The 20,475-nt window shown below is 37.0% G+C and carries 20 protein-coding genes; 3 read left to right on the forward strand and 17 right to left on the reverse strand.

Annotated features, from left to right (window positions below; genetic code table 11):
* Positions 1 to 4 precede the first annotated feature (4 nt).
* The 11 genes from ACQ2HE_RS04785 to ACQ2HE_RS04835 all read right to left on the reverse strand — a co-directional run bounded on the left by ACQ2HE_RS04785 (position 5) and on the right by ACQ2HE_RS04835 (position 13,017).
* The gene (locus tag ACQ2HE_RS04785) at positions 5 to 1,147 is read right to left on the reverse strand and encodes a Wadjet anti-phage system protein JetD domain-containing protein (RefSeq protein ID WP_430897846.1); all 1,143 of its coding nucleotides are present in this window, start codon (positions 1,145 to 1,147) and stop codon (positions 5 to 7) included.
* Positions 1,144 to 4,542: an ATP-binding protein gene (locus tag ACQ2HE_RS04790; protein ID WP_430897844.1), complete on the reverse strand. Its 3,399-nt coding sequence runs from the start codon at positions 4,540 to 4,542 to the stop codon at positions 1,144 to 1,146. Before ACQ2HE_RS04790 ends, ACQ2HE_RS04785 begins: the two co-directional genes overlap by 4 nt.
* Positions 4,520 to 5,116 carry a DUF4194 domain-containing protein gene (locus tag ACQ2HE_RS04795; RefSeq protein WP_430897842.1) on the reverse strand — a complete coding sequence of 199 codons (597 nt, stop codon included), beginning with the start codon at positions 5,114 to 5,116 and terminating at the stop codon, positions 4,520 to 4,522. Before ACQ2HE_RS04795 ends, ACQ2HE_RS04790 begins: the two co-directional genes overlap by 23 nt.
* A 1-nt stretch (position 5,117) precedes the next feature.
* Positions 5,118 to 6,581 (reverse strand): DUF3375 domain-containing protein, encoded by a 1,464-nt coding sequence (locus ACQ2HE_RS04800; protein ID WP_430897840.1) that lies wholly within the window; start codon positions 6,579 to 6,581, stop codon positions 5,118 to 5,120.
* Between the two features lie 55 nt (positions 6,582 to 6,636).
* Positions 6,637 to 7,110 carry a JAB domain-containing protein gene (locus tag ACQ2HE_RS04805; protein ID WP_430897838.1) on the reverse strand — a complete coding sequence of 158 codons (474 nt, stop codon included), beginning with the start codon at positions 7,108 to 7,110 and terminating at the stop codon, positions 6,637 to 6,639.
* 203 nt (positions 7,111 to 7,313) lie between these two features.
* Positions 7,314 to 8,564 carry an MFS transporter gene (locus tag ACQ2HE_RS04810; RefSeq protein WP_430897836.1) on the reverse strand — a complete coding sequence of 417 codons (1,251 nt, stop codon included), beginning with the start codon at positions 8,562 to 8,564 and terminating at the stop codon, positions 7,314 to 7,316.
* Entirely contained in the window at positions 8,564 to 9,670 is a 1,107-nt protein-coding gene (locus ACQ2HE_RS04815) for an MBL fold metallo-hydrolase (protein ID WP_430897834.1), read from the reverse strand. Before ACQ2HE_RS04815 ends, ACQ2HE_RS04810 begins: the two co-directional genes overlap by 1 nt.
* Positions 9,671 to 9,735: 65 nt before the next feature.
* On the reverse strand, positions 9,736 to 10,299 hold the full coding sequence (locus ACQ2HE_RS04820) for a Crp/Fnr family transcriptional regulator (RefSeq protein ID WP_430897832.1): 564 nt from the start codon (positions 10,297 to 10,299) through the stop codon (positions 9,736 to 9,738).
* Between the two features lie 145 nt (positions 10,300 to 10,444).
* Positions 10,445 to 11,479 carry a DUF932 domain-containing protein gene (locus ACQ2HE_RS04825; RefSeq protein WP_430897830.1) on the reverse strand — a complete coding sequence of 345 codons (1,035 nt, stop codon included), beginning with the start codon at positions 11,477 to 11,479 and terminating at the stop codon, positions 10,445 to 10,447.
* Between the two features lie 64 nt (positions 11,480 to 11,543).
* Positions 11,544 to 11,942 carry a single-stranded DNA-binding protein gene (locus tag ACQ2HE_RS04830; RefSeq protein ID WP_430897828.1) on the reverse strand — a complete coding sequence of 133 codons (399 nt, stop codon included), beginning with the start codon at positions 11,940 to 11,942 and terminating at the stop codon, positions 11,544 to 11,546.
* A 571-nt stretch (positions 11,943 to 12,513) separates the two neighbouring features.
* Positions 12,514 to 13,017: a gamma-glutamylcyclotransferase family protein gene (locus ACQ2HE_RS04835; RefSeq protein WP_430897826.1), complete on the reverse strand. Its 504-nt coding sequence runs from the start codon at positions 13,015 to 13,017 to the stop codon at positions 12,514 to 12,516.
* A 244-nt stretch (positions 13,018 to 13,261) separates the two neighbouring features.
* Between ACQ2HE_RS04835 and ACQ2HE_RS04840 the strand changes: the two genes are divergently transcribed.
* Entirely contained in the window at positions 13,262 to 14,959 is a 1,698-nt protein-coding gene (locus ACQ2HE_RS04840) for a GmrSD restriction endonuclease domain-containing protein (RefSeq protein ID WP_430897825.1), read from the forward strand.
* Between the two features lie 52 nt (positions 14,960 to 15,011).
* The gene (locus tag ACQ2HE_RS04845) at positions 15,012 to 15,446 is read left to right on the forward strand and encodes a hypothetical protein (protein WP_430897824.1); all 435 of its coding nucleotides are present in this window, start codon (positions 15,012 to 15,014) and stop codon (positions 15,444 to 15,446) included.
* 22 nt (positions 15,447 to 15,468) lie between these two features.
* Here ACQ2HE_RS04845 and ACQ2HE_RS04850 read toward each other — a convergent pair whose 3' ends face one another.
* The 6 genes from ACQ2HE_RS04850 to ACQ2HE_RS04875 all read right to left on the reverse strand — a co-directional run bounded on the left by ACQ2HE_RS04850 (position 15,469) and on the right by ACQ2HE_RS04875 (position 19,641).
* A complete protein-coding gene (locus ACQ2HE_RS04850) occupies positions 15,469 to 15,684 on the reverse strand; it encodes a GDCCVxC domain-containing (seleno)protein (RefSeq protein WP_084220406.1) in 216 nt (71 codons plus the stop codon).
* 5 nt (positions 15,685 to 15,689) lie between these two features.
* Positions 15,690 to 16,376, reverse strand: a complete 687-nt coding sequence (merTP, locus tag ACQ2HE_RS04855) for a mercuric transport protein MerTP (RefSeq protein WP_430897822.1) — start codon at positions 16,374 to 16,376, stop codon at positions 15,690 to 15,692.
* Positions 16,373 to 16,750 carry an ArsR/SmtB family transcription factor gene (locus ACQ2HE_RS04860; RefSeq protein ID WP_026769520.1) on the reverse strand — a complete coding sequence of 126 codons (378 nt, stop codon included), beginning with the start codon at positions 16,748 to 16,750 and terminating at the stop codon, positions 16,373 to 16,375. Before ACQ2HE_RS04860 ends, merTP begins: the two co-directional genes overlap by 4 nt.
* Positions 16,751 to 16,811: 61 nt before the next feature.
* Positions 16,812 to 18,038: a hypothetical protein gene (locus ACQ2HE_RS04865; RefSeq protein WP_051416583.1), complete on the reverse strand. Its 1,227-nt coding sequence runs from the start codon at positions 18,036 to 18,038 to the stop codon at positions 16,812 to 16,814.
* Positions 18,035 to 18,481 (reverse strand): QcrA and Rieske domain-containing protein, encoded by a 447-nt coding sequence (locus tag ACQ2HE_RS04870; RefSeq protein ID WP_051416582.1) that lies wholly within the window; start codon positions 18,479 to 18,481, stop codon positions 18,035 to 18,037. The genes ACQ2HE_RS04865 and ACQ2HE_RS04870 overlap by 4 nt, the downstream gene beginning before the upstream one ends.
* Positions 18,482 to 18,486: 5 nt before the next feature.
* Positions 18,487 to 19,641 (reverse strand): di-heme oxidoredictase family protein, encoded by a 1,155-nt coding sequence (locus ACQ2HE_RS04875; protein WP_430902423.1) that lies wholly within the window; start codon positions 19,639 to 19,641, stop codon positions 18,487 to 18,489.
* Between the two features lie 153 nt (positions 19,642 to 19,794).
* Here ACQ2HE_RS04875 and ACQ2HE_RS04880 point away from each other — a divergent pair, with 153 nt between their 5' ends.
* The gene (locus ACQ2HE_RS04880) at positions 19,795 to 20,454 is read left to right on the forward strand and encodes a metal-dependent transcriptional regulator (RefSeq protein WP_026769517.1); all 660 of its coding nucleotides are present in this window, start codon (positions 19,795 to 19,797) and stop codon (positions 20,452 to 20,454) included.
* The last annotated feature ends 21 nt before the right edge of the window (positions 20,455 to 20,475 follow it).

The following is a 20,475-nucleotide window of genomic DNA, read 5'->3' on the forward strand; positions in this document are numbered from 1 at the left end:
TTGTTTACTGGCTTATTAAACGAAGTGTTTCCAAAATATAGCTGTTCGTTATTCTTTCCTGTTCCAATCTTTTATTATTTGTTTGCAAAAAATTGTACAGTTTTAATTCATCAGCATTTAGTTTGTCTAACAATAGCTTTCTATATGTGGAAGTCACTGAAAACTGGCTAAAATGATGATATGCTTTTTCATCCATCAGTAAACTGATGGATGAAGGGTAATACTGGCGGATAATATTCAGCATTTCAAATCCTGCAGCATCGAGGTCGAACCAGCAATAAAGTTGTGTATTGGTTAGCCAGGGAATATGTTTACTTACACGGCTTTTAAAGCCTTCACCAAAAATTGCCACTGCATTTTTTACTTTAGGAAAAGACAGAAAGCAGGCTTTGTTTTCAATAATAAATACTTTTTCAGGTTGCCAGTTTAGCAAAGCAGAATCGTCAATCGTTAATGCCAATTCATCAAACCCTATTATATGCTTCAAACTATCATCTAATAGCCTTATTTGTGCATATACATTGGGCCTTTTTACCAAGTAGCGTCCTGAAAAATCTGTTTCACTTTTGTTTATCCAATCCTGCGGTAGAATATTGTCCAATAGCTTCTTCAAAGCTGCAGTGTTGTCCTCAATAAATTTTGAGTGTACTTCAATAGGAAGTTCTCTTAGATACAAATTATGCGGTGGATTATTCTGATAAAAATATTTACAGACTTTTATTAAATCCAGCATATTGTTAGCCTGATGTAGCAAGAAAGGGCTATTATCTTTTGCCCATTGCGTTAATCCCGGAAATGATTCTGTCAGTAATTGAAACGCTTTTTCAATATCAGAATAATCGGCTATCCTGTTGGTATAAAAAAGATAATCATCTATTGTATCAAAATAGATTTTAGCTGGCAGTTTTTGTTTTGTACCGTCAATTGTTTTCAGTGTCCATTCTACGGAATATCCTTTGCCTTTAACTTCTTTTGATTGCTGGTATAACGGAACAATGGCAGCTTTCAACTCACTGAAATTGGTGCCGGAAATACTTTTATTGGCTGGAATTGATACTGGAAATACTTCTTCACCATTCTGGATGGCTTTTACAATTTTAAAAAACTGTTTATCTGACTTTTGAAATAGTTCTTTTGGCGTAATCATTCTTTAACTTCAGCTAATTGTTTAAAGCTTTCTTTCTTTTCATAATACTGCTCCATTGTAAGGTTATATAACACAGAATTTTTCTTGTTTTTTATTTCTACAAAATGAACAGCATTGATGTAGGGTTCTGCAATATTAATTTTATCCAGAGGAGTAACTACTAATATTTGAAGATTTAGCTGGGCACAAAATTCCATCAGGAACTGGCTTTTTTCAGGGTCTAATTTGCTAAAAGCTTCATCTACCGTAATAAACCGAAGGCTCTTATGTTGTTTACCTTGTTGAAAAATACCAAACTGGTGTGCAATAGCTGCTCCTAAAATTGCGTAGGTAAACTGTGCTTTTTGCCCTCCAGAATAGCTGGCGGTATTATCATGATATTGACCTACCTTATTATCCACCGCCGAATATTCCCTGGCACTGAATAAAAGCCAGTTTCTAACATCTGTTACTTTTCGCCGCCATGTTTCCTCAGTCTGCAATTCTGTGATTAATTCTTTTATTTTGTTGAATACTTCAAGCCGGTAATTTTCGTCTTTCTGAGTAGCAAAATCAAGTGTGTTCGGGATGGCTGCGTTCAATTGACCTCTGAATATATTTATTTCATTTTCTCCCCTTAGCTGCCTGCACTCCAATTGCAAATAAGTATCAGGATTGCGGTTAAATGTTATTTTTTTCAATGGCACATTCAGTTCCTCAATCATGTCTTCAATTTTACTTAATTCATTATTGAGCCATGCCCGGTAACTGGTTAATGCATCCAGCATACTTTTATCCATATAATCTCTAAATCTTCGCTTGTGCTCAACCAATCTTTGGGTCTGTATTGTTTTATATAATTCTTCCAGGTCAGCAAGCCCGGTAAGGTCGCCGCTGATGTTCATTACATCACCACTCCAGTTAGCAAATTCATTAGTAATTTTCTCTCCGGGATTTTTAAATGCAGCAATTAAAGAAGTAGTCTCCAGTTCAAGCTTATTCACTGTAGCCCCGGCTGATTTCTGCCTTGCTTTTAATTTGATAGCAGCCTGTGTCATCAAGTTTTCAAACTGAGCCAGCGTTTTAATGTCCGAAGACGAAATTTCTTCTTCAGTAAGAAAGAAGAGAATTTCCTTTTCTCCTGCATCCTGCAAGTCTTCAAAGTTCAGGCTGAGTTTACGTAAATTCTTTTTATTAAACTCATCGTCAAGTTTGCTCAGTTTAGTAATAAGGCTATCCCTTTTATCATTTGCCTGCTTTAAGTTCGTTTCTACTTCTTTAAGTTGATTTATAATTAGCTCATACGCATCAGATGATTTTTTTAAATCCTGAACCTGCTTGTTTAAATCATTAATCTTTTCGGCATGTTGTGCCCAGTTTATTTCATCATAGTTTTTTATAAGTATGAGGCTGGAAATGGTTTGACGCTTTGCCTGCAAAGCAGCAATAAGTGGTGTTAGTTCTTTGATTTCGTCAGACAGTTTAGTATGTAACTTTTCTTCATTGTACTTCTGTTGCTGAAGATATTGGATGGTTGCTTTATTATCCCAACCAAGCCTGTATTTTGATTTATTCCATCGTCCGGGCCGGTCATCTTTTTCGTGCCGGTTTATGTTTCTCATCAGCCCATTAGAAGTAATGGCTTTTGGCGAACCATAAAAAACTTCCAAATCATTTGTACAGTAATAATTAAACCTGTCAAGCAGGGTAGTTTCAAGCCATTTGGTATGCGCTGATTCTTTTAGTTCCAATTTATTTACCAGGGCATCATCATCTGCTGGCCAGCGAACAATACTATTAGATGGTCTTCGTTCCATTTTTTGATATACAAGTTTTGTCTGCATATCATTATTATAAATGAATTGGTTTGCTGCTTTGCTGAATTTTTCAGGAACTAACAGTTGCATGGAGAAATTGTGCAATAATTTTTCAATTGAATCTTCCCAAAGCTGTTCTGTTGTTTTTACTTTAATTAATTCACCTACAAATGGAAGCTCCTCTTCAGTGGTTTTGAGTATGTCTATAAGTCGTTTTCTTGCATTAATCAGGTCGTCTGGTATGCGGTTTTTTCTTGCCAACAGCGAAGTAATCTGTTGCTGCAAATTTTCTATTTTAATCTCTTTACTTTCTTGTTCAATATTCAATCGTACTTTCTTTTCTGAAAGTTTTTCTATTTCCGCCGGAACAGATGTATTTAGTTCCTGAATTTTTCCATAATTAACCCTAAAGACCGACTCATCAATTTGAGTATCCAATTTTAACTGTTCGCAATAACCAGTGTAACGGCTACTTTCTGCACTTTTTCTATTTCTTTTGTCTGTCTCTGTATCAATATCTTTATTTAGTAGAGAAATTTGGCTGTCAATATTCAATGCTGCCCTTTGCGTAATCAACTGTTCTTTTTCTTTATCAAGTGTATCAACTGAAGCTGAAATCAATTCTTTATCTTTTTGTGCTATTTCAATATCCAGTTCCAACCTGTCAACATCTTTCTCCAATAACTCATATTCTATTTTGCCAAGAAAGAAAGGCATTTGTTCTTCTACAAAATCCAGCTTTTGTTTTTTAATTCGTAAATCATCCAACTTCTGTTTGTTTTGAATTACAGGAGCCAGTAATTCAAGCTGCTTTTCATCTTTCTGAATGGCTTTATGACTAATCAATAAATCGCTGTAATGAGTATGCAGGCTTTTAAACTGCTCTTCGGCCTCAGCTTCTTCCAGCATTTCCTGGCGAATAAAATTTGTTAAATCACCCAGTACTTTAATGCCTACCGTTTGGCTAAAAAGTGACAATGCTTTGTCTCTTAATCCAAACAGTTCACTAAACCTTGCTGCATATTCTTTAAAGCTGTTATAAATTTCTGTTTTGGCATATTGCTTTACTAATTTCTTCTTCCAATCACCTTTAAAATCAAAATGGTCTTTGCCAAAGTGTTCTGTGATAGTAAGTGGATAAGGGGAAACTATAAATATCTTTTGCAACCCGCCATTACCAAACCATCGTACTTGTACCAATGAAATGGTATGTTGTGTACCGGAGTTTTGAAAGCAGGCAAGCAAAACCGAATAAGGATTATCTGCTTTGGTACGTAGTTGTTCAGTATCTGCTTTTTGATTTGCTTCAGAAAATATTTTTCCATGATAACCCCAGAAATAGGAGTTTTCGTCCCTTTCCTTTTTTGATTCGGCACCGGATGACTGATTATAAAAACGCTTATGAGTTGGTACAAGTAAGGTGAGCAGGGCATCTATCAATGTTGTTTTGCCACTGCCGTTTGCCCCGGTAAGCAGGGATGTACGACCATCAGGCTGCAGTTTATACACTTTGCCATTAAATGTGCCCCAGTTAAATACTTCCAGGTATCTTAACCGGTAGCCATTGTCTGACTGATTATTGCTGAACAGAGTTGACATAGTTGCTTAACTTATTCTTTATTTCCTCCAATTTATCATTACTTATAAATGCCTTGATAATCCTTTTGATTTCATATTGGTTGTTATCCTTATTGGCGGCATCCTCACGGTTTAATTTCAAAATTCCAATATTGAGTAAACTGGTAATTGGCCTTGACAGGTCTTTCCATAATTTACTTTTGTTGGGCTGCTCTTTATAAAACAATTCTATCCGCTCTTTAATTTCTTTTTGTGTGAGGTAGAATTTAGTGCCATCACTTTTGATGTCAAATTCTTCCAACCCTTCCCGGAGAATGACTGCCAGCAGGGTGGCTTCATAAGTAAGGGATTGCTTTCTCATTAACCGGGGCAAAGGAGTTTCATCGCTTTCACCGGCTTCCGGTTGTATAATCCTTGCAAAGCCATCCTGCTCGGCAATTTCAAGGGTCATACCTATTTTGCCAAAATACTCCTGTATGGCAGATGACCAGGCTTGTAATTCCCGCCAGATATTTTTATCGTCTGCATATACAGGCCCCTGTAACAGCTTAATGATTACCGCTGCAAATGGGGCTCTTGAAATTTTTGTTTCCATATTAATTTATTTGTGGCCTTGTATATATTACCATCGGCACATTTACTTTTCTTTCGCCTATTAATATCGGCTCTTTTGCTTCTTCAATAATCAAGTGATGTGAACCCGAAGTGGCTATTGAAAAATAACCGACTATTTCGCTTAACCCATTTTCAACTCCATACTCATCAACAATTTCCTTAAGCGTAACTTGGGTTTTGTTTTCAAGCATCCTGTCAATACGTTGCTGCAATTTCTTTTTGTCAATGGTAAACTGGTCAAAAAGAAGTTTAAAGTCGGCTTCGCCTTCCTCATTCGTACCATCCGGAAACAGTATGCCTGAAACATCATCCTTTTCATCTCCGGGTTCCCATCTGTCAAAAAGATTAATGTATGGCTCATCTTCAATAACTATAAAATCATCTTCCTTAATTTTCATTTCAATAAGTGTATATGCCATTTGTCGTATATCGGCAATAAGCTCCATAGCCCTTCTTCTTTCTAAAAGATTTTTCTCAGAAAGCACCCTGCTTATTTTTTCACTCAGTTTCCGGTTGGAGTCAATTACTTTTCTTCCTGATACATGCAGGTAACGTTTCAGGTGTTTTAAAAACCTGTCGTTATTATAGTCAATACCTTGTTCATTCAATAATTGATACAGCCTTTCTGTAAGTTGTGTAAATTCCTGCTGCCTTCTTTCATCCATTAAAAACTCCCAAAAGGCTTTGAAACTTTTGCCTTGTGGCTTTTGTTCTATCTCGTCAAGAGCATCAAGGGCAAATACCAGTAATGTACCCTTAGCTACATCTTTTTCATTGTATTTTCGTTGTATGTCTTTACGAATTTGTTCAAAGTTTTGTTCTACTTCGCTAAAGTCTGACAGTAATTCCCTTGCCATTTTATTTAAGTCGTAGAACTGTTCTTTAATCTCTGTCTCGTCAAATACAGATGGCTTCTTTCCGGATTTCAGCAGGTTTATTTCATTTTCTATTTCCCATTTTTTCTTTTGCAGTTCTTCAACTCTTGCTTCTGCATCTTCGTTGGTTTGTTCAATCATTTTCTGAAGTTTGAAGAAAATGTCTTTAAAGCGGCTGTTGGTTCCTACATGACTTCTCTTTTCTAAATCCCCCAACCATTTTAATACTTTTCTTGTATCGGGAGTCAATTCATGTAAGTCTTCACCATCATCGTTTGGATACTTACTAAGAAAGCCACTATTACTCCACTTATCAATGTATTGGGCTGCCCGTACAGAAAAATCGTCAAATAGAGTCCCGGCCTCCAATTCTTCGTCTTTTTCTTCATAAGAAAGCTCTTCCATATAGCCTTCCAGTTTGCTCCGTAATTCACTATTTGTGATGGTGGTAATATTGGCATCTGCAAAAACCTTGTGAAAAAAGGAAATAATGAACGGGGCATTTTTTGCCCTCATCAGCAATAGCGGTTTTGCTGTTTTAAACTGTACAAGTATTTCCTCAAAGGTCATACCTCTAAAATAAGATATTTAAGCTAAAGAAATGAAGCATAATGATTTAAAGGGGCTACAAAAGCCCCTCATTTGCAAAACTGTAATATCCTTCGCTGGTGATAATGATGTGGTCTATCACTCTTATATCGTGGTAAGAAGCAGCAATTTTTATCTTTTGAGTTAATTCTTCATCAGCCCGGCTTGGTTTTAAATTACCTGAAGGATGATTGTGAGAAAGAATGATTGATACAGCCAAAGATTTAATAGCAGCAGCCAGAATCAATCTTGGGTCTGCTACTGTGCCTGTTAAACCACCTGATGATGCTTCATAAACTCCAATTACTTTGTTGCCTCTGTTGAGTAACATCACTTTAAATTCTTCCTGCATCTCGATGGTGTTTTCATTCCATAATTCTTTCAGCAACTCATAGCAATCTTTAACGCTGTTTATCTTTGGCCGTTGAGATGGCTTTACGGTTGTTTTATAAACCAATTCTACTTCAGCTACTCTTGTCCATTCCGGAAAATTCATTGCTAACTGTTCCATAACATTTCATTTTAAAGATTTAAAAATTAATTATGGAACCGCACCTGCCTTTTGGCGACCAAGGCAATGAAGCAACGGAATAAATAGTATCTGTGGCAATGATGGAGCAGTTTTCTTTATGCCGGAGTTTCATTGCCGCCCCGGAGACCAAAGGCGGACTTTGTGGGAGAATTAATGAAGAAAAAATTATGATTATTATGGAATCAGGAAGTAGGATTCCCTAAGAGACTTTTTGCTTCCTTTTTGCAATACATCCGGTAGATAATAATAATAGAGGAAAGTAAAGTAAGGATGCCTATGAATGCTATTGAAAATTCAATACTGAAATAATCTGTGAATATTCCTGTAAGTAATGCACCAATCACATACCCTAAATCTCTCCAAAATCTAAAAACACCTAAACTCTTTGCTCGTTGTTGTGGGTTGGTATCTTCTGCAATAGCAGAAAGAAACGTTGGATAAACAATGGCTGTTCCAATTCCCAAAATAACTGAGATAGTAATGTAATGAATAATGTTGCTTGAAAATACAATTAGTATAATTGCAATGCCTTGCAATAACATTCCCCAAAACAATAAATCTCTTTTGCAATAAATGTCTGCTAATTTCCCGGTTACTAACTGCCCCAATCCCCACACTGCCGGGTAAACCGCAGTTATTATTCCTATTTGTTCAATGCCGAATCCTCTCTGTGCCAGTAGCACCGGCATTATTCCCCAAATCATGGCATCGTTCAGGTTGTTAACTAAACCGGCCTGTGTTACGGAGCCTAAATTTTTATTGAGCCATGATGTTTCTGCAAATACATTTTTTAAAAGTGGAACACTGTTGCTTTGTTCTGCTTCCTTTTTTACATGGCCGCTGGTGTCTTTTACAAAAAGCCAGGATAATAATGTGCCTGCAATAACAAATACAATTCCTATTATAAACGGATAGGGTCTTAATCCATAATTGGCTGCAATATTGCTGGTAACAAATGCTACCAAGCCCAACATTCCATATCCTGCAAATTCATTTAAACCCATTGCAAAGCCTCTTTCCTTTTCTCCCACCAAATCAATTTTCATTACTACTGTGCTGCTCCATGTTAAACCCTGATTGATTCCTAAGAGAATATTGGCAACTATTATCCAATTCCAATTATCAGCAAACATCAGAATAAAAGGAACAGGAATACCGGTTAACCAACCAGCTAACAATAACTTCTTTCTGCCAAACCTGTTAGCCAATGCACCAGTAAAGTAATTGGTGAATGCTTTGAATAAACCAAATACAATTATGAAGGATAAAATAATTGAGGTAGATGTAAGATGAAATTCTTTTTCTGCTATTTCAGGTAACAATGTTCTTTCCAAACCTATCATGCCACCCACTAAGGCATTGATGAATACCAATAACCAAAATTGTTTCCAGTTTTCTTTTAGCCCTAATTGTATGTTTGTTTTCTGCTGCATTACGAAATTGCACACCTGTTTGCACCTGCTTCTAAATCAACAGGGTTTATGTCGCTGAAATCACCTTTGATATTTTTTTCAACTATCGCTAAGTAGTTGGCAGGTGTTGGCGGAATACGCTGTTGAATTGTTTTGATAAACTCTTCTTCGTTTAGTTGAAGTATGGCAACATTTTGCCTGATGCTTCCGATTGTTGTTTGAATGGGTTTGTTATCAAAATCTACAGGCTGACTTGTATGTGCTGGCAGCACAGTTATATTTTCATCCAATGTTAATAGCTTTTGTAAAGTGTTGTAAAGCAGTTTTGATTTGTGAATTGCTTCTTCATTATTCGCCTTCAGGTCTGGCCTGCCAACGCCATTTATAAAAAGCGTATCGCCTGTTAGCAATATTTTGTTACCAATTAAGTAGCTGGTGCTTTCTGCTGTGTGGCCAGGTGTACTGATAATTTCAATAATTATTTTACCCAGTTGTATTTTGTCACCATCTTTTAATGCAGTATGCTTAAAGGCTGCTTTATTCGGTATTGGAAGATAAAACGGGGCATTATGTAATTCAGCCAGTTGCTTTGAACGGGAAAGATGGTCGGCATGAATATGTGTTTCTGCCAAATATTTTAATACAGCTTTCTCTGACAATAAATATTTTTCATAGGCTTCTATATTTAATGAAGCATCAATTACCATTGCTTCATTCTTTGAAATTATCATGTAAGACAAACAGCCTTTACCTGTGCGTCTGAATTGAATTATTTTAAACTTGTCAAAAGCAAGTTCAGCCGTATTCCATGCAAGGCTCCATCCTTTCATACCTGCATCTAAAGAAAAAACATTGTAGCCCTGTGCCTGCAATAATTTGGCAGCTACCAAACTCATTCTGCCGCCTGCACAAAAAGTAACAACCGGAATGGCTTTGTCAAGATGCAACCCATTCAATGCTTCGGTGTCGTTTTTCTTTAGTTTGTCGTAGGCATTAATATGTATGCTGCCGGGTATATACCATTCCATCCGTTCTGCTAATGGCCGAATGTCAAGTATGGAAACGGGCTGTCCGGTTTCTAACCAGGTACAAAGCGTATTTGTATCAATTGTTTTTGCTTCTGCCATTTGTGTTATTTATTGCACAAAGGTGAAAGCAATAAACGGCTATTCTTTTAACATAAGATAAATAATCAGCGATGCCCCCGGATACGGCTGAGGCTTACTTGTGTGATTCCTAAATAAGAGGCAACATACTTTAGCGGAACTTTCATTAAAACGTTAGGAGCTTCATTCAATAAAGCATTGTATCTTTCTTCTGCGGAGTGAAACTGCATCCCTTCAATACGGTTTACCGTTTCTACATAAGCAGCTTCAAATATTTTACGAAACAGCCTTTCAATTTCCGGGTAAGTATCATAAAGTTTAAATAGCTGGTTGGCATTAATGGCCACTACCTCGGCATCCTCTAATATTTGAATTGCTTTGCGGCTTGGTTTGCCTGTAAATAGACTTTCTACCCTTGCTATGATATTATTTTCAAAAGAGAAACTTTCTGTTATATCTATCCCGTCTTTGAAATAATAAATTCTTGCCACTCCTTTATTGATAAAGTAAATTGTTTTGCAGGTCTGGCCGATTGATTGAAGGTCTTTATTTCTTTTAATTTCTATAATATCGCTTATTTCAGCAATAGCATTTAACGCATCCTTGGTAAGAGGATTGAATTTGTGGAAATATTGAAAAAGTTTTTGCATACACTATTTAGCCCCGTAAATATACTTTAGTATAATTCAACAAAAAAACCAAGCTGCACCGCCATTTTATAAACTCTATCACAATGTTGCGGGGCAGCTTTTTTACAAGTTTAAGGGGCATCTTACAATGCCCCTTAAATTTTACTTAACTCCAGTTACCTGCGAACTCACACTTTACAAAACTCTCACAAAGCTGAAAGGCTTTTTGTGTTCTTAATTGTGCTGTACCACCATACAATAATGATTTCATTTTGGCTTCATCATCCTTATAATTCCTTACGTTTTGAAAATAGCCGGTAATGGCATTGTATGTGCCAAACACTGTACCCTTTGTGGTTTCATATTGTTGCGATGGGCTGGTCATGTTGTATTCATACACATCATCACACATGTTTTTAAAGCAGGTACTCAATTCATCCAGTTCTCCTTTTTCAATATTCTGCAATACTTCTTTGTTTGGAACCATTGCAAGCTGTATCAATTTCTGCACTTCTTTATCTGTAATACGAACTTTTGCCCATTGATTAAAAATCCCTTCTAATTGTACAGAAAGCTGATTGGATATGCCCATTACTTTATAGGCTTCTTCCAACCGTTCTTTTACATTAGCAGTATGGCGTATTTTAATAGCATTGCTACAGTTTTTTAAAGCAGCATTAAGGGTGTTGTTGCAAACAATTCTTATAGGAGTAAATGCCGCCATGATACTACCAAACCCATCATGCGAAGTAGTAAGGAACAAATATTTTTCAATCATATCATCATTACCTACTTTGATATAACCCGGCAATTTAGCAGTAATAAAAATCTTTTCACCCTTGCCCAATGCTCCGGCGGTTTCGTATTGAATGCCATCACCCTCTACAATCGCATCAAAGAAACTAAAGGCATCTGCATTTTGTACCACTTCATAATCTTTTCCTAAACGGTCGCCTAATATGGCGTTGGTATCAGGGCGGTAAGTGTAGAATGAACTGGTAGATATAATCTCATTGCCATTGTCCAGTCTATGAATATTTGGTCTTTTGCAAACTTCAAAATCAAGCCCTGCAAATTGCAATGCTGCTGCGCTGTTGGGATAGTCCTGCACTATCTGCCCTAAACCGTGCCATGCTTTTTCTTTTACAGAAAAGAAACTGTGTTTACCTGTTTGCTCATTAAAATTGATATTGTGTGCCATAATTGTAAATTTTTGTTTGATAAAAAATGAAAAGCATCCCGCCTTTCGACGGGATGCCAATTGATTAAAATGGTAAGTCTTCTGCTACTTCTGAAAGGGCTGCTGGTGCAGTGTTCATTGGTACAACTGGTGCAGGTGTATTACTCCCGCCATTTGGTTTGCCATGCAGCTTGATACTGTTTACATGGAAAGTAAGGCTGGCTTTTACTTCGCCTTCTTTGTTTGTCCAGGCGTTTGCACCAACACGGCCATTGCACTCAACTAATGAGCCTTTGGTTAAATACGGTGCTATGCCGGGATTAATCCAGTAAGCACAATTAACATAGGTTACAATTTTTTGTACCTCGGTACTGCCTTTTGTTTTGTAAGTGTCATTAATAGCAATAGAAAAGTTCACTACTTTTTTCCCTGCTTTTGTTTCGCTAACGGTAGCGTCTGCTGTTACTCGTCCGATGATTTCCATAACATGAAATTTTAAATGTTTAAAAAAATGATTATTTAATTGTGTTCTGATGATGAAAAAAAATGTTTTGTAAAAGAAAAAATGGAAAAAAAGAAAGCATTACAGTAAGGCGGCTGCAGGGAAGCAAAAAGGAAACGGAATAAATAAAATCTTAAGTAGTGTGGGATATATTTGTTTATGCCGTAGTCTTTTTGCTCTTTGATAAATCATTACAGCAGCCGCATAACTTCGCTTTCGCTTTTACCCATTTTCTTACAAAACGGCTTAATAATATTTGCAGATTCTTATTTGAGAGATGAGAAAAGCATTCTTTAAAGTATCTGGAATACTTAAATATCTGGAATTGTGTTTGGCAGGATAGTTTTTGTGCATCTGGAAGAAAAGCCAATCTCAATTCCCAATTATCCTTATCCGGCGCAATGGTTTCGCCGTTTCGTTATGACGAAGGGGTAACGATAGAATAAACGGTGAAGGGATTGCGCCGGGTCTATTGATGATAGAAGAACAAAAAGTTGAACGGAGCGTCGCAACAGAAGATGCACAACGTTTTAAAGCTGGTAACAACAAAATACTACTTGCCTGAAAGAATAGCATAGTTTTCAGTTCGCCTTTCTTCATCATGGTCACGAACGGAGCTAATAGATTGTATTTGGGAAATATATTCAGCAGGTAATTTATTTAGGATGGCACCGGACACTATAAACTCTTTGTACCAATCATAAGGAAACAAATTAGTGTCTATTGCTTTACTATCGGCAATGTAAACCTGCGCCCTGTAAGAATTATCGGCATCATCAAAAAAAGTCAACTTGTCTTCATTATAACCCATGCCTAAACCTTCTGCTTTATCGAGGAAAGATTTTTCATTAATATTAATAGAGAACAACACTCCCCAAACCAATTCAGCAAGATTATCAGTCTTTATAATATTCGCTTTTGCAGAACCATCCTTGCTTACTTTGTTACAAACTAATCTGTATCCCGGAAGAAATGCGTTGGTAATCTTTACTGATGAAGGAACCCTTTTTATAAGCCTGTTTAAATTCATATTTGAGCCGTAAGCAAAAATCAACATGTAGTATTCAGATTTAAATTGCAAAATTATATTGCTTCTTTGACTACCTGGAATTGTGCTTGGCAGGACAGTTTAGTTGTATCTGCCAATAGCCAAGCTCAATTCCCAATTTCATTGACCGGCACAGTGGTTCTGTCATCTGTCATAATAAAGGAGAATGTTTGAAAAGACAGAAGGACTGTGCCGGGTCTCCGTGATAATTAAGAAAATCAGTCTAAATTAGCAATTCAATAACTAACTGTTTATGGCAATCTGGAAATCATATAAAATATCAGACGTAATCAACGAAATAGAAGAGGAAAAATTTGTTCTCCCCGTTATTCAGCGAAGACTGGTTTGGGATGAGGAAAAAATGGAACTGCTGTTTGATACACTATTGAAAGGTGACTCTTTTGGCGGCATTATGGTGATTGAGGAAGAAAAGGGAAGTAAACCGCTTTTTAATTACAGGACATTTACAAAAGATGGTGGTATCATAAATTCAAGACAAGTAGATACTCTAACCCAATTACAAGATTTCGTTATTGACGGGCAACAGCGATTGCAATCCTTTTATATAGGGCTAAAAGGGAGTTTTAATGGCAAAGTGTTATATTTTGACTTGTTCAGTGATTATAATACTGAATTTGAATTTAAGTTTGAAAAGGAAGAAAGTAGACTTCCGAAACAATCAAAGGGAAATGAAGACAGAACAATACCTGAACATAACTGGTATCTTGCCAGTTCCTTGCTAAAAAGATTAAAAGACACCAACGATGAAGACCAGGTTGCTGAAGAAATAATAAAGACACAAAATATACAGGATACTATTCAAACAAAACATGTTGAAAAAAACATAAAAGCGTTTTACAAGAATACCTTGACAGCAGATTGTCTTGGTATTTCAAAAGTATCAGTGAATAAATCTTTTGATAAAATAACCAATAAACAAAGAATCGTTGAGTTATTCCGAAGGTTGAACGATGGCGGCACAAAGCTTTCTTCTTTTGATTTAGTAGCATCAGTACTCAAAGGTTTTGAATGGGAAATGGAAGGCTTTCTGGAAGAAACATTAAAGAGTTATGAAGAAATAGGATTAACACAGGACAATCTTATCAAGTTAATATTTTTGTTGCAGGACAATCACAAAAAAGAGATGGCTGCAATTGAAGCAGCGGATGCACAGTTTGCGATTAAGAACAGGGAAAGAATAAAAATTACACTGAAATGCCTTAAAGATTTTCTTATTAATTCCAAACTGTATTATTATTATAAAGACGCCAACCGTTCCTTTATCCCACTGTTTTTCATCGCCTATCACCTTTTTCATAAGCAGATAAGCGTTGTGGAATTGGAAAAATTCTTTGCAAATTTTGATGCTAAAAACACGGAGCATCCCAAAATGGAAAGGTGGATTTATCATTCACTTATAAACGGAGTTTTCAAAAGTAAAGGTGCAGGCTGGATACCCTACAAAACTGGCATCCGTAAACTATTGGATAAGATGCAGCACTATAAAAACAAAGATTTTCCCACCGATGAATTGTTTCAGGTTTATACTGACCACCCAATAACATTTACGAGAACATATACTATATATAATCTCGATGAATTAGAAAATTCATTTGTTTATTATCTTATGTACGACAGGGGACAGACTATCAGGATAAATGATATTGACCACATCATGCCTAAATCAATATTAGAGTCATTAAAAGTTGAATCATCAAAAATCAACAGCATCAAAAACTTTCAACTGATAGATTTCAGCACTAACCGGGGATTAAAAAATGCAAGTCCGTTCGGGGATTGGATTAATAATCATGTAAATGATAAAGCTGCCTTTGTAAAACGGCATTTAATTCCTGCTGATGAAACGCTATGGACGGAAGATAAATTTGAAGACTTTGCTGAGGCAAGAGCAAACCTGATTTTGAATTCCATTTTGACACACTTGAAATAGCTTTTAGAATTGACTTTTAAAATGCATAAAATTTACTTTTTATAGCGATGCAATGAAAGACAAATTATTTAAGAATCTTTCGCACAGTGCCGAAGGTTATGCAATTCTCAATTCAGGTGGGCAGCTCACTAAAGGATATAAGCCCGACACTGTTCTGCAAAAGGGGAATGAGTACATCATTATGGAATGTGATACAGGCACTAGCCGAAAAGGATATTTAGGTGCAATGCTGAAAGCATCAAAGTATTTAACCAATGAAAAGAATGGTGTATTAATACTGGTAATAAAAGAGAAGCCCAATACAACAGTTAAGCAAATTGCTGAGCATCTTCGGGAATATTTGATATGGCTGAAGCCGCTTACCAACCTTAGAGTTATTTACTTAATTGAAACAACTAAGTATTGTCCGGATAAAATTCCTCTGAAACTTTTGAGTTTAGAATTTGAAAGTTCTGCTATTATGATTAAGGCCGAAATTTTAAAATAAGTAAGAAACTATTTTAACAAGACTATGAACAACAAGATTTATTCATTTGTATAGGTGGGCAAGCAACAGTGCCATAGCTACAAAATACACAACAATCACCCTGCTTTGGCTTTAGTACAGTTTCGCAGTTTGTACACTTGTAAAAGTATTGGCAAGCATCTGTTGGCATTATTTCTTCTTTTTGAAAGCCGCATTGCGGACAAGTAATTGTTGACTGTAGTATAGTTGATTTCTCCATTAAATTTATTTTTTGTCGCAGCAAGATGACGAATCACTGCAAGTATTATTGATTCCTGTTTCAGAAAAAATGCTACTATTTATCAGTTCATAGCTTTTTACTTTGTATCCTGTTTTATAAATTGCTACTTCTATTATCTTTTCACTAACTTTTGATTTATCAAAAGTGACTAAACTGCTCCGGGTGGCATAAGAAGTTTTATAAGCTAATACTCCATTTACTTTAGACAGTTCATTATTTACATGTACCTCACATGCCTCGCAGGTCATGCCTTGTATAGTGAACTTTACCTGTTGTTTATTATCAACTACAGCAAATGCTGATTGTACTTTTGGTTTTGGATAAAACAGTTTTGCATACAGCGGGAAAGTCATTATTAGTATAGCGAATACAGTTACTATTCCCAAAAAAGTTTTGGATTGAAAGAATGAAATCTTCTTAGTTGTTTCGCAATTACAATCTATATCATTTACTTTAGCAGTTTTTAGTTTAAGATACCATGCAAAGGCTAATACGGCAACTGATAATCCTATCAAATAAGGTCTTGCTGGTTCTATCCATGAAAAGCTAGCGGCAATACTGCTGCCACCGGCAAGCAATGCAATAACAGGGGCGATACAACAAAGCGAAGCTGCGATAGCGGAAAGAACACCTGCGCCGGTAAATGTGCCTGATGATTTTATACTTATCATACTGTTTCCAGTTTTTGAGTTTCTATATTAATATGTTTGAAGAACGGCTTTAAAATCTTTAGATTTTCCTGTGAAAGAGAATAATAAATTGTTTGCCCTTCTTTCCAGGTTTCAACAATACTTCCATCCTTCAATTTTCTTAGATGTTGTGATACTGCTGGAATACTCATGCCCAGAATATCTGCAAGGTCGCATGGACATAATTCTTTTTCTTCTTCGAGCAAATAGATAATCTTCAGCCTTACTTCATTACCAGCTAAAGCCAATATATTAGACAGGCTTGCAAAAGACTTTTGTGCAATCCTCAACTTGCTTTTACAATTCATTATTTGCTCCTGGTCTGCAAATAGTCTGATGCAAGTATTGTTTTTCATAAGGCAAAGATAGTGGAAATAACTATTTAAGCAAATGCTTAAATAAAAAGAAAGCTCAAATTTAAAAGTAAGTTGAAATCCCAAAACTAAATCCCCCCGTTTTTGCCGGTGGGTTGCCGAGTAAATCTCTCTGGCTTTGGTGACGGTAATTAAATCGTAAAACCGTTTGTGCAGTGGGACGAAAACTTATGGCAGGCAGGATGCTCCACAAATCATCTGCAATATTGCCGCCGGTGCTGGTAAATGTTCCTTTGTTCCAATCCACATATTCAAAACGACAGGCAAGGTTAAGCGTAGCATTTGGCCAGCCCGGCATTTTTTTCTTTATCAATGGCTGCACAATATCTACAAAACCCCCTTGTTGCTTGTTGCCGTACTGTTGTGTAAAGGTAGATGGCACATTTACTTTTATCCATGCCCACTCAGCAGTAATAAAAGTGTTTAGTTTAGATAATGTGGTATTAAAATCAATTGCAAAAACATCCACTCTGCGTTTATCATCTAATTGCAATCCATCATCCTGAAATTTATTATACACTCCACCCATATATGATATACCCAGTTCACCAATTTTATTATTTCTTACAGCAACCTTTGTTGTTAGTAATGGCAAGCCGCTATTCATTTCTTCAAACCTTTCTTTATTATTTTTAGCGGCTGGCAAAAAGGTTTTGTTTTCTGCATTATCAATGATGGTATTGTCAAAGTTACCGGACAGATAGGCTTCATAACCAAACATCCAGTCTTTGTTATAATGCTTGCCATATACGCCAAAGCCTGCGTTGCTCCAGGTGGCGGGCAACATTTGTGTAGCGGCTATTGGCCGGTCAGTAAATTCCCACTTGGGGCCATCATGATTTTGATTAAATGCCCCAATGGGGTTTAGTATTATACCGCCCCGCAAGTTTATCAATGGGTGCAGTTCAATATCTAATGCTGCAAACTCTATTGATATTTCTTTTGCGCCGTCTTCAAATTCTATTTCGCTTAAAAATTTTAACCGCTTGCCGATTGTTGATGAAACAAATAAGGTCATTCGCCTAAATTGAAACTGGTGGCCTTCTGAAATACCATCTGTTGCCAGTTGTTGCCAGTTGGCTTCCATATAGCCGCCTACTGATACCGGCAGTTTACCAACAGTCACAAAGGGGCGGTTATAAACAGCATCCATATTCAAGGTTGGCTTTATAGTATCTTTGGGGATTCGCTTTAATAAAGCTGGGTCTATCTGTGCAGCGGCACACAAAGAAAAAAGTAAAGCTGTTATGAAGGAGAAAAATTTTATCATATCGCTTTCAATGAAATTTTTAATTTATTGGCTTCAATGGTTACAGGAAATGTCCTTAGTTTTCTATCTGCCGGCCCGCCTTGTACTGTGCCACTGTTGGTAAACTCACTGCCGTGTGCCGGGCACTGTAGTTTATCGCCAAACACCTGCAACTCTGCACCCTGGTGTGTGCATTGCATCCAGAGGGCGGTGTATTCATTTTCATTGATACGATAGACGCAGATAGGGTATTGCAGAATATCATTCTGTACTACCACATATTTTTTATAATGCTTTTCATTGCCTGCTTTTGTTTCAAAGTCGGTTAGTGGTACAATTAAATCATCGCCAGCAATTTTGCCACCTATTATTTTTGCAGCACTACAGCTTTGCAACAAGGTAGTAATAGCTGCACCGCCTAAGCAGGCAAAGCCACAGCTTTTTATAAAATCTTTTCTGTCCATTGTATTTACAGTGATTCTAAAAATTTAAGCAAGGCTTGTTTGTCGGCTGACGAAAGCAGGCTGAATTTATTTTTACTTGTTGTGGCTTCGCCGCCATGTAAGAGTATTGCTTCTTCAATGCTTTTTGCCCTTCCATCGTGCAGTAAAAAATACTGGCCGCCTTGTGAGTTGGGAGATAAACCCAAACCCCATAGTGGCGGCGTTCTCCATTCAGATTTTGTAGCGCTGCCTTCTGTATAGCCATCATCTAAGCCCGGCCCCATATCATGCAATAGCAAATCGGTATAAGGATGAAATGTTTTGTTGGATAATGGAGCTATGTTTGAGAAACCGGTTTGTAATGTTTGCTTATGGCAGCTTTCGCAACCGGCTTGCATGAAAACATTTTTGCCCTGAACAACGGTTGCATCATTTTGATTTCTTTGAATGGGAGCTTTCAATGTTTGCAGGTAGAAGACAACATTATGCACCGTTACATCAGAAACTTCGGGGTCTATATTCAATCCAGAGTAAACATCTTTTGGTTGAAATGTTGAAGTAATGCCAATGTCCTGGTTGTAGGCATTTACTGTTTGGTGCAACAGATTATAAGCCGCCGCTTTTTTGCCAAAGCGGTGAATGTATTTACTATTTCTTGGAATAGCATTCGAAAACGGGGTTATAAAAGAAGGCAGGTACTCATAATTCGGCACACCGCTAATACCATCTCCATTTGTATCATTGGGGTCAGCTATTGACAATATATTTGCATCGGAGACCAATTCAAGAAACCCTAAACCGGTGTTGGCAGGCGGTGTAAACTTTGAAAACGTGGCACCTGCAGGTATTTGTTCCGGTGTATAACCGGGCAATGCTCTGTTTTGTAATTGCGGGCCACCCAAATGCAGGAATTGGTTACCTGTACTGTCAGTCTGCCCAAACCTCGTAAGAGTAGTAAAAGGATGCCCCTTACCATCACCAGCATGGCAACTACCGCAACTGGTAGCCACGAAGATGGAGCCTAAACCCTTCTGAGAAGTGAATACTTCGTCATTAAAGGCCACATCACCCGCCAGGAACCTTCTGTTCTCCTCATAGCTGAGCCCTTCAACAGGGCCATCTAATAGCTCATTATCAGTCGGGGCTTTGGGCAACAGTTTTTGGCAGGCAACAATACCCATAATTACTAAAATTAATGCTGATATAACTTTAAGTTTATTCATAATTCTACGCAGGCAAAGGCAAATAATTAGGCGAATTTAATACAATAATTAGACTAATCTAATTATATTTTTATACTTGTTTCATTATCTTCATATAAATATTTTACACCCGTGCATTCATTTACAGAAGAAAACTATCTAAAAGCCATTTATAAATTGCAGGAAACCAACGGTGAAGTAGTAGCTACTTCCTCTCTTGCCCAGGTAATGGGGGTGCATGCCCCATCTGTAACTGATATGCTTAAAAGGATGGCCGGAAAGAAACTGGTAACCTATCAAAAATCAAAAGGCTTTAAACTAACAGAGAAAGGTAAACAAGTAGCTGTGGGCATTATTCGTAACCATCGGCTTTGGGAAGTGTTCCTCGTTGACAAATTGGGGTATAAATGGGATGAAGTGCATGACCTTGCCGAACAATTAGAGCATATACACAGCGAAGACCTAACTAACAAATTAGATAAGTTCCTGGGCTTCCCCAAAGCCGACCCCCATGGTGACCCAATACCAGATGCCAATGGGGTTCTTCCTAAATCGAAAGCTGTCTTGCTATCTACTCTTAAAATTGAGGAGAAGGGTACGTTTACTGGTGTTACAGACCATACACCAGCATTTTTGAATTACCTGGATAAAGCAGGCATCTCGTTGGGTAACACTGTAAAAGTAAAAGCCATTGAAGAATTTGACCAGACCTATACTCTCCAGATAAAACCTGAAAAAGAAATTGTTATAAGTTACAAAGTTGCCAATAGTATATTGGTGAACATTGCCTAAACACTTTTACATATCAATTCC

The organism is Endoryza foliicola (assembly GCF_050589245.1).
GTDB classification, from domain to species: domain Bacteria; phylum Bacteroidota; class Bacteroidia; order Chitinophagales; family Chitinophagaceae; genus Endoryza; species Endoryza foliicola.